This window comes from Pseudomonas weihenstephanensis, from assembly GCF_016812185.1.
GTDB lineage: Bacteria > Pseudomonadota > Gammaproteobacteria > Pseudomonadales > Pseudomonadaceae > Aquipseudomonas > Aquipseudomonas weihenstephanensis.
In genome coordinates, this window is record NZ_JAAEBV010000001.1 from 130,634 (window position 1) to 144,438 (window position 13,805).

Here is a 13,805-nt window from a genome sequence, read left to right on the forward strand (position 1 = left end):
ACATGAAACGGCCCGCAATCAGTGGCGGGCCGAGGAACCATCAGTTGAGCTTCCACTGCTTGATGATGCGTTCAAGCGAGCCATCGGCCTTGATTGCGGCAATACCTTTGTTCACCTGAGCGAGGGTCTCGGGATCGTCTTTACGCAACACGATACAGACATCACCCACGACGACCGGCACATAGGTGCTCGACAGCTTCAGGCCCTTGGTAGCGCGAGGATTGGTTGCCATTTGGTAGGCAACGATAGGGTGATCACCGAAAGCGGCCTTGATACGACCCAGTCTCAGGTCACTCATCATGTCGGCAACCGAGTCATAACTGCGTACTTCCTTGAAGCCGCCATGCTTGTTCAGCGCTTCAATAAACACCGAACCCACCTGCGCGCCGACCACTTCACCCGCCAGGTCATCCATGCTTTTGTAGACGGTGTTGTCGTCTTCACGCAGGATCAGACCTTCACCGTAGCTGTAGATTGGGTCAGAGAACTGCACCACTTTCTCACGCACAGGTGTTTTGAGCATGGCAGCGGAAATCAGGTCGATCTTGTTGGACGTTAGCGAAGGGATCAGCGCGGCAAATACGCTTTGTTGTATATCGGTCTCGAACCCGCCCGCTTTACCGATGGCCTGGATGGCATCGATCATCATGCCCTCAGTGACACCCGTCTTGACGTTGAGAAAGGTGAAGGGAATGCCAGTTGCCGTGGCTCCCACTTTATACACCGGCTCTGCAACAACACTGGCTGATCCCATCAGGCCCGCGGTGATTGCGCACACGAGCGTGAGCACTTGAAATTTTTTATGCATAGCGAATCTCCCTGTGGTCGCTTTTACTATCCTGATAACGCATTCAAAACAGCTGATTCACCCTCTGGTGTAAAAAGCCGCCATCGACTATAAACAATTTACATAAATCGTAAAGAGAATTGTAGGTATCGCATATCGATATCTATAGCTTTGATAAACGCCAAGGAAGCGCCATGAGCGATCACAACAACCCCCTTTTCAATCAATCTTTGGAGAAGGGCCTCGCGGTTTTGAGAGGCTTTGGCGCAGCTCGACGCACCATGAGCCTAGCCGACATTGCACTGGTCGCCGGTATCAGTAAAAGCTCGGCACAACGCATGGTGCACACCCTGGAAGAACTTGGCTATGTGCGCAAACACCCGCAGAGCAGGCGTTTCCAGTTAACGCCCAAAGTTATGGAGATCGGCTACAACTATTTAGCCGCCGACATACTGGTCGATGTTGCAAATCCCTACCTGGCTGAACTCAATCAGCTCACTGGCGAGACGGTCAACCTGACTGAACCCGACGGAGTGTCCATGGTGTTTGTGGCGCGCTTTGCGGCCCCCAAGTTCATCCCCATTCACATGCCGATTGGCAGCCGGATACCGATGTACCTAAGCGGCGGTGGCCGTGCCTATTTGAGTGGGCTGGCCGATGAAGACGTTCATGCCATTCTCAACGCCAGTGAGATCACTGCCTTCACTCACTACACCCTCACGGACCCGGCGGCCATTTTTGAGCGCATTCTCACCGCCCGCATCAAAGGCTATGCCACCAACAAGGAAGAAATGTTCCTGGGCGACATGACCCTGGCAGCGCCGATTTATGGCAGCAATGGCACGCCTGTGGCCGCGGTGCACGTGGTCGCCCCCTGCAGTCGCTGGAGCATGGAAGAGGCCGAGGACAAAATGAGCTCGGCGATCATTCAGTGCGCGCGGGCCATCAGCACTTCGATCCGAACCTTGTAAGCGCGCAGGCCGACCCCGCACCGCAGGGGGATCGGCCTGCTCGCTGGCGTAAACCGCACGCAGGTTTGGCGTATGATGCGCCGCTATTTCCTCATGTCCGGTAACTGTTTATGCCCAGTATCTCCTCAGCCCAACCTTCCAGAGGCTGGTCATTCTGGTGGAAACCGCTGTTATTCCTGCTGATCGCAGGCATTGGCCTGTACTACGTCAAGTGGTCGCCGTACTACTTCAAAGCCTTTGTCGCTGCTGATAATCACAGCATCGGCGCTTCAATCCTCAACGACAATCAGGGCGAACCCGTTGCAGCGGCCCTGGCCTACGCCAAGGTGTATTTTCTGGCGATCTGGAAAGCCGCCGTGCTGGCGGTCATTCTCGGCTCACTGATCCAGGTGTTGATCCCTCGCGACTGGCTACTGCGCCTGTTCGGTAAAGCCGGGTTCGGCTCAACCTTGCGCGGCGGGCTGTTCGCGTTGCCAGGCATGATGTGTACGTGCTGTGCAGCCCCTGTGGCGGCAGGCATGCGCCGACAAAAAGTATCGGTCGGCGCGGCGCTCGCGTTCTGGATCGCCAACCCGGTGCTTAATCCGGCCACGCTAGTGTTTATGGGCTTTGTCCTGGGTTGGGGGTTTAGCGCGCTGCGTTTGGTAGCCGGTATTGTATTGGTACTCGGAGTGTCGATGATTGCGCAACGCATCTCACGCCCCGAAAACATCCCCGACGCCGCGCTGGAGGCGGTGTCCCAAGCCAGCCAGATTGATCAGCAACATTTCTTTGTGCGTTGGGGCCAAACATTGTGGCAGCTGTTCTGGAACACTATCCCGGTGTACCTGCTGGCGGTATTGCTGCTGGGCGCGGCCCGTGTGTGGCTGTTCCCTCACGTTGATGGCGCCATGAGCGACAGCCTGATGTGGCTGGTGCCATTGGCAATTGTCGGCACCTTGTTTGTGATCCCGACCGCGGCTGAAATTCCGATCGTGCAAACCATGATGGCGCTGGGCATGGGCACCGCACCTGCCGTGGCCCTGCTGATGACCTTGCCGAGCGTGAGCTTGCCGTCGCTGTTGATGCTGCGCAAAGACTTTGATGCCCGCGTGCTGGTCAGCGTCGCATTGATGACCATGCTGGTGGGTGTGGTCAGTGGACTGGTAGGCATGTGGTTGCTTTGAAATCGGCATAACGTCCAGCTCAACCGGTGTGCAGGAGCGAACCTGAATTGCCCCTGCACACCGCTGTTCACGGCCCATCGAGATTGCTCAATGCCATCATGAAAGCCTTGTGCCAGAGCGGTTAATTCAGTTTGAGTTAAGCTTCAAACGGTACTTTTTTCATTCGAGTCGCTGATGACTTTTTTCTGGACACAAGCGGAAATCTCTCCGCTTTGCCAAAGAGGATGAATGATGAGTACCAAGGATAATCAGCCGTTAGCTGTAGCTACTGCCCCCCACCCGGCCGAACACGCCGATGCAGCGCTACAGCTCATAGTCGAAGGGTTACTGCACTTTCAGCACGAGGTCTTTCCGCAACAGAAAGACCTGTTCAAAAAACTCGCCACCGCCCAACGTCCCCGCGCCATGTTCATTGCCTGCGCCGATTCCAGAATCGTGCCCGAACTAATCACTCAAAGCGCACCCGGCGATTTATTTGTCACCCGAAATGTCGGTAACGTCGTGCCTCCTTACGGGCAAATGAACGGTGGTGTTTCAACCGCCATCGAATACGCCAGCCTGGTCCTGGGCGTGCAGCACATCATCGTGTGCGGACATTCCGATTGTGGGGCCATGCGCGGCGTGCTCAACCCCGACACCCTGCACGCCATGCCCACCGTCAAAGCCTGGTTGCGCCATGCAGAAGTGGCCAAGACCATGGTTCATGAAAACTGCGGCTGCGCCGATGAAGCCGAAAGCATGCACCGCCTCACGGAAGAAAACGTGATCGCACAACTGCAGCACCTGCGCACTCACCCCAGCGTTGCGTCGCGCATGGCCAACGGTCAATTGTTCATCCACGGCTGGATCTACGACATCGAAACAGGCCGGATCAAAGCCTACGACGCGCAGCAAGAGGCTTTTCTGCCCTTGAACGACGTGCAGGCCATTCCATCGGCGACGCCCAAAGCGCGCTTCTAACCATTCCCGACCTTGCAAAGCAGTGACGGGCGCATACCCAGTCAGGCCTTGCTGCGTCTAAAAATATGCAGGGGAAAGTTGCCATGCGTGCTGAACAATTAAAAGCAGTCTTGCCGCGGGAGTTATTGGCTTCGGTGGTGGTTTTTCTGGTGGCGTTGCCCTTGTGCATGGGCATCGCCATCGCATCGGGCATGCCGCCCGCCAAAGGGTTGATCACAGGCATCATCGGCGGGCTGGTGGTCGGCTGGATGGCCGGCTCACCGTTGCAAGTCAGCGGGCCGGCAGCGGGGCTGGCGGTGCTGGTGTTCGAAATCGTCCGTCAACATGGCATTGCCATGCTCGGCCCTATCCTGCTGTTGGCGGGTCTTGTGCAACTGCTGGCCGGGCGTTTGCGTCTGGGTTGCTGGTTCCGGGTGACGGCACCGGCGGTGGTGTACGGCATGCTCGCCGGGATCGGCGTACTCATCGTGTTATCGCAAGTGCATGTCATGTTGGACGGCGTACCCAAGCCTTCCGGGCTGGACAACCTCAGCGGCTTTGCGCAAGCGCTCATGGCCGCGATCCCGACCTTGGGCGGCGGGCTGGGCTGGCAAGCCGGTTTACTGGGGTTGAGCACCATTCTGGTGATGTGGCTGTGGGACAAGTTTCGCCCGCAGCGCCTGCGCTTTGTGCCCGGCGCCTTGCTAGGCGTAGGGCTGACTACCGGGTTCAGCTTGCTGCTGAGCTTGCCCGTCAAACGTGTTGAGGTCCCGGAAAACCTTGCCGATGCCATCGACTGGCTGCGTCCGGCCGACCTGTTGAACCTCGCCGACCCGACACTGCTGCTGGCTGCGTTCACAGTTGCGTTCATCGCCAGTGCCGAAACGCTGTTATCCGCCGCCGCCGTAGACCGCATGCACAATGGTCAGCGCTCGGACTTTGACAAAGAGCTGTCCGCCCAAGGCGTCGGCAACATGCTTTGCGGTCTGCTCGGTGCACTGCCCATGACCGGCGTGATTGTGCGCAGCTCCGCCAACGTGCAGGCAGGTGCCACCACGCGGCTTTCTGCCATGCTGCACGGCGTGTGGTTGCTGGCATTTGTAATGCTGCTGTCCAGTGTGTTGCAAAGCATTCCGGTGGCCAGCCTGGCGGGGGTGTTGGTGTATACCGGCTTCAAATTAGTGGACCTCAAAGCCTTTCGCGGTTTGGCGCGCTATGGCCGCATGCCGATGTTCACCTACGCGGCCACCGCGCTGGCGATCATTTTCACGGACTTGCTGAGCGGGGTGCTGATCGGTTTTGCCCTGACCCTGGCCAACCTGGCCTGGAAGGCCGCGCGCCTGAAAATAAGCCTGATCGAGCTGCATCAACCCAACGAACTGGAACTGCGCCTCACCGGTGCAGCGACGTTTCTCAAAGTTCCGGCCCTTACCCGCACGTTAGCGCGTGTGCCTGCGGGCAGCACCGTGCATGTACCGCTGGGTAACCTGAGTTACATCGACCATTCCTGCCTGGAGTTGTTTGAGGAGTGGCAGCGAGCCAATGCGGCCAGCGGCTCAACACTGATGATCGAGCCACGCGGTTTGAAACGTCGTCTGGAGGGAAGTACCCGCACCACCGCAGGTTTGGGTTCGGCGCCTGCGTAGCCGTTTTGCCTGCACGCCTGTCGTTGCGCGCTGCACTGCAGCGACAGGCTCAGTCAATTAACGCCCAGAATCAAACTGCGATAGTGGCCAGGGTTACTCCCCGTCCATTTGCGAAAGGCTTTATAGAACGAACTGGTGTCGGCGAACCCCAGGTTCAGCGCAATGTCAGCAAAACTCAACTGCGGCTCTGCCAGCCAGCCGATGGCCAGCTCTTTGCGCACGCCGTCCTTGAGGCCTTGATAGGTCTGCCCTTCTTCAGCCAAACGACGACGCAAGGTAGAGGCGGACATGCACAAGGTCTGCGCCAGCCCCTCGGTATCGGGCCATTGCGCAGCCTCTACAAACCGCAAGTTCTGCTTGATCTGGCTGGCCAGGCTTTGTGGGTCGCGGTATTTAACCAGAATATTGGCCGGTGCCTGCGCCAGAAAACGCTGTAACTCTTGCTCTGTGCGCTTGATCGGCGCGTCCAGGCCATCGGCCGCGAAAATCATGCGCGTACGGGGCCGCTCAAAGCGCAGGTTGTCAGAAAACATCACCGCATAGTCTTCGCAGTAATCGGGCGCTGCACAGCGTAACTCGATGGTCAGGATGGGAATGCGCCGCCCGGCAAGCCAACACGCCACACCGTGCACCATCATCCAATAGGTAAAGTAGGTGAAGGCGCGGCTCGGGGTCTCTTGCGGCTCGTGCAAAGCAATTTCGGCCAGGCTTTGTTGGCGCACCAACGTGGCCGGCAGGCGCTCAAGCATCAGGGACAAAAAGCCCAGCACCAGTTCCAGCCCCTGCGCCAGGGTTGGCTGTGCCATCGCCGAGCGGCACATGAAGGCCAGGCTGCCGGCGCGCAATTTACGCGGGTCCATGCCGAAGAACTCATCGTCCAGGCGCCGCGCCAATAAACGCCACAGGCGAGCATACAGGTGCGCAGGCACGCGCCCTTCGGCCTGATCCGCAAGGGCGGGGTCGATGCCAGCTTTGTGCAGCACCTCGCGCATCGCCGCAGGTGTGGCACAGCTTTGCAACAGCGCCTCACGCACCAAGTGGATAGAGATCGTGTCTTTGCTCAACATTGGCCTTGATCCACGCCCGCTGATTTTTATGTGTGGGCCATCTTAAGCAGCGTGGATCAAAAAGCCAGTGTTGATCAGCGATTGTCCACCGGGGTGAAGGCACGGTTTGGGGCCATGCTTGCGGCTACGCTGGCCTCGTCAGTGAAGAACGGCTGATACCACTCGCGCACTTGATACACCGGGCCATCACCTTCGGCCAGTACCGGGTTGTTGACCCGAATATTGTGGGTCCCGATGTCCACGTCCTGATAAAACGAGTCGCGCTCGCCCACCGCCACCACGCGCTGGTTGAGGTAGACCATGCCGTTGATTTGCAAGTGGTCGGCGCGCAGCGATTGGGCGGCGACGTCCAGTGTTGTCCGGGGGGGGAAAGGTGAATGCGATGGTGACGGCAACGATCAGGCACACCAGATAACCAATTAGCGAACGCATGATCGATACCTTTCGGCACGCGGCAGTAGAAGGGCGAATTGCATACGGCCAGTCCTCTTTTTTTTATAGTCGTGGAGGCGCTGACGAACTCAGCGGCGAGGTCGCAGCAACCTGGCCTCGATAATCAGACCGGGCAGTCACAGGCACATCGTCCAAATGGCCTAGCTGGGCGTGAGGGGGTAGATCAAGGCTCTCGCGTGGCCGTTACCGCGCAGGTAACGGCCAGCGATTGCCCGTTTCAGATCAGGCGCTGGATCGGTTTATGACGCCACACCAGACGGTAGTAGGCGGTTTGCAAAGCCAGCATGGTCAGGTAGGTCACCGGAAAGGCCATCCACACCCCTTGCAGGCCGAAATGCGCATCCAACGCATAGGCCACCGGCAATTCAACCGCCAATACGCAGAAGAGGGTGATACCCATCGGCACCAGCACCACGCCACTGGCGCGCATGATCCCGCCCACCACCGCCTGAAAACCAAAGAACAGAATGCTCCAGAGCATGATGTGCAACAGGTGCTCAGCCCGTACCCGTGCTTCGATGTCGGTGATAAACAAGCCCAGCAACCAATGCGACAGCACATAGCCCAACAGCACCAGAGCGCCGGTCAGCCACAGGTTGATCATCAGGCCGGTGCGCAGAATCGGGCCGATACGCTCGATGTGCCCGGCGCCGATGGCCTGGGCGCCGAGAATCGATGCGGTGATGGCAATCGACAGCGCCGGGAACTGCACGTAATTGACGATTTGCGTCACTGCACCATAGGCCGCCGTGGCTTGCGAGCCGTGGCTGTTGACCAATGCCAGAATCACCAGCTCCGACAACGACAGCACCACCATCTGCACCCCGGTCGGTAAGCCGATGCGCAGCACTTTTGCCAAAATGGCACGGTCCAGGCGCAGCGCCGCCCACAGCTCACGGTCCGGCGCCATGACGTTTTTTTTATGGCGCAAACGCAGGCCCAGAAACAGCAAGGCCAGTACGTTGCCCACCAGTCCGGCATACGCGGCGCTTTCAATCCCCAGCGGCGGTAAACCGACCCAACCCAGAATCAGCGCCGGCGTCAGTAACAAGCCCACAACGGTGGACACCATCAGTGCCAACAACGGCGTGACCGTGTCACTGACGCCACGCAGCAACTGCGTGAACAAGATGAACACCAGCAGCAGCGGCATGATCAGCATCATGATCCGCGCGTAGGCCACCGCATCGTCCAGCACATCGGCGGGCGTGCCCAACCCTTGCAACGCCGGACGGGCGAACACGCTGCCCACCACGGCGGCAATCAACCCGATCAACAGGCCCAAGGTCAGGGTGGCGCCGGTAATTTGCTTGACCATTGTGGTTTCACGGGCGCCCCACGTTTGCCCGATCAGCACCGAGGCACCCGCGCCCAGGCCGATCACCAGCGCGATAAAGAAAAACACAATGGGAAACATGCCCGACACCGCCGCCAGCGCCTGCGTACCCAGCATCTGCCCGATGTAAATGCCATTCAGCGTGCCGGAGAAGCTTTGCAAAAAGTTGGACAGCACCATCGGCGCCAGAAAGATCAGATAGATCTGCCACAGCGGCCGTTGCGACGGGTTTTGCATAACCTGAACACCTCAAAACAGAGCAGTGAAGGGTTATACCGTATCTGGATCCAAAAGGGCTGCCAGTGACCCAATCCAACGCGCCTGCCAGGGATTGGCGGTGAGTTGAGTTCAAACAGCCCGGCCGCCCCCATGCCGCCGCCAATGCACATCGCTCCCCCCCCAAAACGCACCACGCCGATGGCCTTCCAACAAGGCATGGCCCACCCTGCGTGTGCCCGACATGCCAAACGGGTGCCCGATGGCGATGGCTCCGCCATTGACGTTCAAGCGCTCGTTGGGAATGTGCAAAAAGTCGCGGCAGTAGACCACTTGGCAGGCAAACGCCTCGTTGATTTCCCACCGGGCCTATGCCCATTTCTTCAGGGGCGCAGCCACTCACGGCCAGCCCGCGATACACACCGAGCGGTTCAATTGCGCGCTGGTTGGCCTGGGCGCGACTCATTAACAACACCGCCGCCGCGCCGTCAGAGAACTGCGAGGCGTTGCCCGCGGTGATGAATTCGCCCTGCTGCACCCACTTGCCCTCTTTGCAGACCGGCTTGAGGGCAGCCAAATCGTCCGCGTGGTGGACGCACGATTGCACTCGTCACGCTCGGCAATCACGTCTTGATGGCCGCCTGCCTTGCCTTCTTTGTCAAACAGCAGTTTGCGCGCTGCCAGCGGCACGATTTCAGCGGCACCGGTAATACCAATCCCGCCCCCCAACACGACGCCATGCACGGCGACAATCACGGGCACCGGGTTGCGATGTACCGCTTTGAAGGTCGCGTAGTGACCTGCGTTGACCTGCTCGATCAGCTCGGGATGGGTATCCAGCTCCATGGGAGCAGTATGGGAAGGCGCAAGGGCCAGATCATCGTCCGTTGAGACTAAAACCCTGGAGCAGATGCAGGCCCGATACGGTGCACGATCGGGGCTTTTCATCGCGGGGCCAGCCTGTGTTCCAAGCCAAACCGCGCCCCTTAAACCTGCCCCCGCGATGGAGGTTATTGCCCGTCGACAATAGCTTTGGCCGTGTTATTGAGCAGGTTATGCACGCGCTGGATTTCTTGCGGGCTCCAATGACCATGATGCAATTGCAGGGCGTGGCGCAAGTTGTGCACGGCCTCATGAATTTCGGCAGGCCGATCCTGCCCGCGTAACGAAGAACGACTGACTTCAATGCGCATGCGCACGCCATTGAGCGCAACCGCCTGTTGACTCAGGGACAAGCGTCCCGCCTCCGTGATCGCATAGCGTTTTTTGTCACCCTGCACGCTCACTTCAACCAGCAGCCCCGCTTCAAGAAACGCCAGCGTGGGGTAAATCACCCCAGGGCTGGGGCTGTAAGCCCCGTCGAATAACCCTTCAATTTGCAAAATCAGGTCATAGCCATGGCACGGTTGTTCCGCAATCAAGGCTAATAACAACAGTTTTAAATCGCCGGGCGCGAAAACCCGTGGACTGCGTATACGTGCTGCCCGCTTTTCAAACCCGTCATGGCGTTCTTGCCCCCGTTCAAAGGTGTGTTGAATGACCATTCACGCGTACTCCTCATGCCCTAACAAAACACAACTTAAAGCACAACTTAAAACACAACTCAAGTCACTATTACTCCCCAACTCCACGACATAACTTACTGCACACAGAGTGATATAACTCACGCACAGACCGCTTTATTACTTGCGCGCAACACTGCGACATAACGTAAAAAAAACGCCCAACTAACCGCTCAACCCCCTACAAATGCACGCCTTCAGCCTCGAGAAAGATACCAAGCGATATTAAAAAGCCATGTAATTGATATAAATAGGTTTTATTTTATAGCTTATAGTCAAAAAAGCAGGCTTCGGAATATTCCTTCGACAATTGAAGGACATGTACTACACAACGAAAGGATCAGAGCTACGCAAAGATTTATAGGCACTTCAAACAACTTAGTTAATACTTTCCCGGCATCGAAAGTTCACCACCTCCTGCACAAACTTAATTAGTCCGTGCTCATTTGTTTATACGGCCGCTGTCAGACTGGCCGCATGCGTTTATGACGTGAGGGCTTTCATGCACTTCACATTCCTTATTTTCAGGGTCTCTATCATGTTTAAAAAAACAGTTGTTATTACGGGTTCACTGCTGATGCTGACACTCGTGTCTAGCCACGCTTTGGCTGCCGGAGAAGCCAGCAGCCTGATCAATATCAAGGCGTCCATTCCCACCAAAGTGTTCCATGTCATGCCGCAAGATCCGGAGTTCGGTAAAGACGAAACCATGAACTATGACCCGGTCAACGGCACCCTAAGCAGCTTGCACCAGGTGTTTAACGTGAAGAATACCGACGGTTCTATCCATGCTTATATCGAGGGCGGCCCCACCAGCCTGTTCAACGGCAACCTGGACCAAAATATCGCCCTGACCACCACGTTCAACGGCACCACCTTGACCGCCTCCCCCCTGGAGGTGGTGAACGATGCCAGCTCAACGCCGGGTACTCAGGCCGACATGGTGATTACGGCCGCCAAACCTGCCGATAGTGCCGCGGGGTCCTACACCGCCTCCTACACCGTAGTGTTCGACAACGTGCCGCGCGTCACCCGGTAACGCCTCACACGTGATGCCAGGCGCCCGGTCTGGGTAACCACGTCCGGGCGCTACCTGCGCACTTTAATACCCGCTATCAGAGTATTTCGTGAATGTTACCGATGACGCCCATCGCGGCAGCGCTCGCCTTGATATTCAGTGCAAGCGCCCTTGGCGCCGCCACGGCAATTGGCACGACGCCGCGTAGCTTGCTCGCACAAGCCAAGGGGCTGCCTTCGGACTTCGAAGAGCACTTTTTTGATGTGCCTTTGGCCGTGCAAGTAGAACTCAATCAACAACTGATCGGTGAAGCGATGATTGTGCTATCACGCGATGATCGCTTGACCCTGCTTGAATTCACCGACCATGACACCCGCGCGCTGTCCATCAACGAACGCGAAGCATGGGCCGATTATCTGAAACAAGGCGTGCCACTGGGCAGTTGTCACAGCCAATGCCCGGAACAGTTGCTGGCCGTGCATTACAACCTGCAAAACTCACTGGTTTCTTTGCTGACGGAACATGCCGAGCGTGAGCATCAGGCCCCTCAGTACTACACGTTGCCGGAGCAAGGCAGTCACGGTCTGATGATGCGCAATCAGCTCAATCTCAGCGGCGGGCAGGATGAGGCATTGGCCGCACGCTTTGGCCTTGAGGCCAGCAGCAGCCTGGGTAACTGGAGCCAGAGCTTTAACCTGCAACTGTCCCGTGTGGGAGGGCCGGATGACACGACGCTGTATCACGCCATTTATGACGCCTATACCCAGCGTGAGTGGGCCGGCAGTTTTTGGCGCCTGGGGTATTTCACCCCCAGCGCCGAAGGTTTGAGCCGGCAAGTACGCACCTTTGGTGCAAACCCCGACACCGTGCTGGGGGCGATGTACGCCAGCTCCGACAGCTTGGCAATCAACCAGTCCAAGCCCAGCGTTTACCCTGTTTATGTCACCGCCAACCGTCAGGCCACGGTCGAGATCTATCGCAACGGCTTGCTGATCAATACCCAAATGGTCAACGCCGGCTTGCAGAGCCTCGACACCCGACCACTACCCGGCGGGATTTATGACGTGGAGGTGAGGCTGATCGAAGACGGCCAAATCACCAGCACCTCCCCGGAACTGATCTACAAGCCCAACAACTGGCGCAACCACGATCAACGCTGGCGTTACAACGTATTTGCCGGGCGAGAAAGCAAGTTGTGGAGCAACTGGGCGGAACAGGCCAGTGGCGACATGACCGCCGGTGCGTCGATTAATTACCTGCTGCACCCGCGGGTCGTGGTGGGCGTGTCGGGCAGACAGGTCAAAGGCGACATGCAATACGGCACGTCGATCGACTGGACGTTAGCCCACAACGCCAGCGTTTACGCCAACGTGTATGAAACCGAAAACTATGGCACCGGGATCGACCTGAACGGCCTGTACAACTACGGTCATGGCAGCCTGGTGTTTAACCACACGCGCAGTTGGCTGGATACGCGCAATACCTACGAGACGTTGCCGGACGGGACACGCGTGCGACAACGTTCGGTGTTTATCGGACAAACCCGCAACTCGTCCCTGTCGATCACTCACCGCCTCAGTCCTGTGAGTAGCCTCAGTGCGCGCCTGTCGCACAGCGATGGTTATACCCAAGGTTATGGCATTGATCTGGGCTGGACCCGGCGCACTTACCTGTTCGGCAGCGATGGCAACTGGCGTTTATCGCTGTTTGATCGCCCGGGCAGCCTGAGTTCGGCCTACACACGCAATCGCGGGGTGGATGTGACCCTCAGCCTGGCACTCGGCGGCCCCGGCGAAAGCTGGTCTGCCAGCCTCGGCTCACGCACCGACCGCGATGGCGGGCGCGACAACAACGCCTCACTGACGTACAGCCGCGACCTGGAAGGTCATGTACTGCAAAACGTCTCGGCCAGCGCCACCACCGACACCTATGGTGTGGGTTTGTCTGGCCGGACCACCTTTGCCACCCAGCACATAAACGGCGACAGCTTTGCTCAGCGTTCCTCCTTTAACGGCAACCTGAGCGGCGGCCTGAATCTGGACAGCAGCCTGGCCGTGGGCGGCAACAACATCGTGCTAACCAGCCAGCACCAGGGTCGCGGCGCCGGCATGATCATTGACGTTGAGTCTGATGTGAGCGACATCGTATTACGCGCTGACGACCTGAGTGGCAGCAGCACGAGGCTGCATGCGGGCCGCAACTTTATTCCCGTGACGGCCTACAAAAACAGCGCAGTGAGTTTTGACTTTGAAGGCAACCACGTACCGGCCGCTGCAATCCAGCCTGCCCGAACCCGTTACCACCTCAACAAGGGCGGCGTGGACTATCGCAAGATCAATGTGGTGCAGACCGTCACCGTCCTCGCTCGCTTGATCGACCCCCAGGGCAACCCGCTCAAGGGCCATCACATCATTAATCACGCCAGCCGCGGGATCAGCGAAGTCGACGGCTTTTTCTCGATGGAAATGAACGCCAATGCACCCACCTTGCAAGTGCGCAAGGGAGAGGCGCTGCTGTGTCAGTTCCGAATAGATATGGACAAAGCCAGGTTGCAAAACCATGTGTTGGAACTCGGTGACTTGCGTTGCCACCCCGACACGCTGGCGGAGTCGGGTCATGATGCAGAGGTGGCAGGATGAAACGG

Annotated in this window: 10 protein-coding genes and 3 pseudogenes; 6 read left to right on the forward strand and 7 right to left on the reverse strand. The window is 58.0% G+C overall.

What is annotated here, in order from left to right; genetic code table 11:
- Positions 1-40 precede the first annotated feature (40 nt).
- Positions 41-808 (reverse strand): ABC transporter substrate-binding protein, encoded by a 768-nt coding sequence (locus GYN01_RS00625; protein ID WP_048365467.1) that lies wholly within the window; start codon positions 806-808, stop codon positions 41-43.
- A 173-nt stretch (positions 809-981) separates the two neighbouring features.
- Here GYN01_RS00625 and GYN01_RS00630 point away from each other — a divergent pair, with 173 nt between their 5' ends.
- The 4 genes from GYN01_RS00630 to GYN01_RS00645 all read left to right on the forward strand — a co-directional run bounded on the left by GYN01_RS00630 (position 982) and on the right by GYN01_RS00645 (position 5,509).
- Positions 982-1,758, forward strand: coding sequence for an IclR family transcriptional regulator (locus tag GYN01_RS00630; protein WP_048399508.1), 777 nt, complete (start codon positions 982-984; stop codon positions 1,756-1,758).
- Between the two features lie 110 nt (positions 1,759-1,868).
- Positions 1,869-2,924: a permease gene (locus tag GYN01_RS00635; RefSeq protein WP_048365465.1), complete on the forward strand. Its 1,056-nt coding sequence runs from the start codon at positions 1,869-1,871 to the stop codon at positions 2,922-2,924.
- 231 nt (positions 2,925-3,155) lie between these two features.
- Positions 3,156-3,884, forward strand: a complete 729-nt coding sequence (locus tag GYN01_RS00640; protein ID WP_203306441.1) for a carbonic anhydrase — start codon at positions 3,156-3,158, stop codon at positions 3,882-3,884.
- A gap of 83 nt (positions 3,885-3,967) precedes the next feature.
- The gene (locus GYN01_RS00645) at positions 3,968-5,509 is read left to right on the forward strand and encodes a SulP family inorganic anion transporter (protein ID WP_203306442.1); all 1,542 of its coding nucleotides are present in this window, start codon (positions 3,968-3,970) and stop codon (positions 5,507-5,509) included.
- A 53-nt stretch (positions 5,510-5,562) separates the two neighbouring features.
- Here the strand turns inward: GYN01_RS00645 and GYN01_RS00650 are convergent, their stop codons facing one another.
- From GYN01_RS00650 to GYN01_RS00680, 6 genes and pseudogenes are all read right to left on the reverse strand, one after another.
- Entirely contained in the window at positions 5,563-6,576 is a 1,014-nt protein-coding gene (locus tag GYN01_RS00650; RefSeq protein ID WP_048365463.1) for an AraC family transcriptional regulator, read from the reverse strand.
- A gap of 74 nt (positions 6,577-6,650) precedes the next feature.
- A pseudogene (locus GYN01_RS22545) lies at positions 6,651-6,839 on the reverse strand (3-ketosteroid-9-alpha-hydroxylase); the annotation flags it as partial.
- Positions 6,840-7,246: 407 nt separating this feature from the next.
- Positions 7,247-8,602, reverse strand: coding sequence for an MATE family efflux transporter (locus GYN01_RS00665; protein WP_203306443.1), 1,356 nt, complete (start codon positions 8,600-8,602; stop codon positions 7,247-7,249).
- Between the two features lie 104 nt (positions 8,603-8,706).
- Positions 8,707-9,277 (reverse strand): annotated as a pseudogene (locus tag GYN01_RS00670) (thiolase family protein); the annotation flags it as partial.
- Positions 9,269-9,424 (reverse strand): annotated as a pseudogene (locus tag GYN01_RS00675) (enoyl-CoA hydratase family protein); the annotation flags it as partial. The pseudogenes GYN01_RS00675 and GYN01_RS00670, both read right to left, overlap by 9 nt.
- Before the next feature lie 167 nt (positions 9,425-9,591).
- Positions 9,592-10,125: a PadR family transcriptional regulator gene (locus GYN01_RS00680; protein WP_048365460.1), complete on the reverse strand. Its 534-nt coding sequence runs from the start codon at positions 10,123-10,125 to the stop codon at positions 9,592-9,594.
- 556 nt (positions 10,126-10,681) lie between these two features.
- On the opposite strand from GYN01_RS00680, the gene GYN01_RS00685 reads away from it, so the two are divergent.
- Together GYN01_RS00685 and GYN01_RS00690 are read left to right on the forward strand one after the other, a co-directional pair.
- Complete coding sequence (locus GYN01_RS00685; RefSeq protein WP_048365459.1) at positions 10,682-11,182, forward strand: CS1 type fimbrial major subunit; 501 nt, start codon at positions 10,682-10,684, stop codon at positions 11,180-11,182.
- Between the two features lie 92 nt (positions 11,183-11,274).
- Positions 11,275-13,800, forward strand: coding sequence for a TcfC E-set like domain-containing protein (locus tag GYN01_RS00690; protein ID WP_048365458.1), 2,526 nt, complete (start codon positions 11,275-11,277; stop codon positions 13,798-13,800).
- The last annotated feature ends 5 nt before the right edge of the window (positions 13,801-13,805 follow it).

What these genes read in the sequence shown, in the direction of transcription:
- GYN01_RS00625 (WP_048365467.1), bottom strand. Translation starts at nt 808, where the DNA reads ATGCATAAAAAATTTCAAGTGCTCACGCTCGTGTGCGCAATCACCGCG.
- GYN01_RS00685 (WP_048365459.1), top strand. Translation starts at nt 10,682, where the DNA reads ATGTTTAAAAAAACAGTTGTTATTACGGGTTCACTGCTGATGCTGACA.
- GYN01_RS00680 (WP_048365460.1), bottom strand. Translation starts at nt 10,125, where the DNA reads ATGGTCATTCAACACACCTTTGAACGGGGGCAAGAACGCCATGACGGG.
- GYN01_RS00635 (WP_048365465.1), top strand. Translation starts at nt 1,869, where the DNA reads ATGCCCAGTATCTCCTCAGCCCAACCTTCCAGAGGCTGGTCATTCTGG.
- GYN01_RS00640 (WP_203306441.1), top strand. Translation starts at nt 3,156, where the DNA reads ATGAGTACCAAGGATAATCAGCCGTTAGCTGTAGCTACTGCCCCCCAC.
- GYN01_RS00630 (WP_048399508.1), top strand. Translation starts at nt 982, where the DNA reads ATGAGCGATCACAACAACCCCCTTTTCAATCAATCTTTGGAGAAGGGC.
- GYN01_RS00690 (WP_048365458.1), top strand. Translation starts at nt 11,275, where the DNA reads ATGTTACCGATGACGCCCATCGCGGCAGCGCTCGCCTTGATATTCAGT.
- GYN01_RS00645 (WP_203306442.1), top strand. Translation starts at nt 3,968, where the DNA reads ATGCGTGCTGAACAATTAAAAGCAGTCTTGCCGCGGGAGTTATTGGCT.
- GYN01_RS00650 (WP_048365463.1), bottom strand. Translation starts at nt 6,576, where the DNA reads ATGTTGAGCAAAGACACGATCTCTATCCACTTGGTGCGTGAGGCGCTG.
- GYN01_RS00665 (WP_203306443.1), bottom strand. Translation starts at nt 8,602, where the DNA reads ATGCAAAACCCGTCGCAACGGCCGCTGTGGCAGATCTATCTGATCTTT.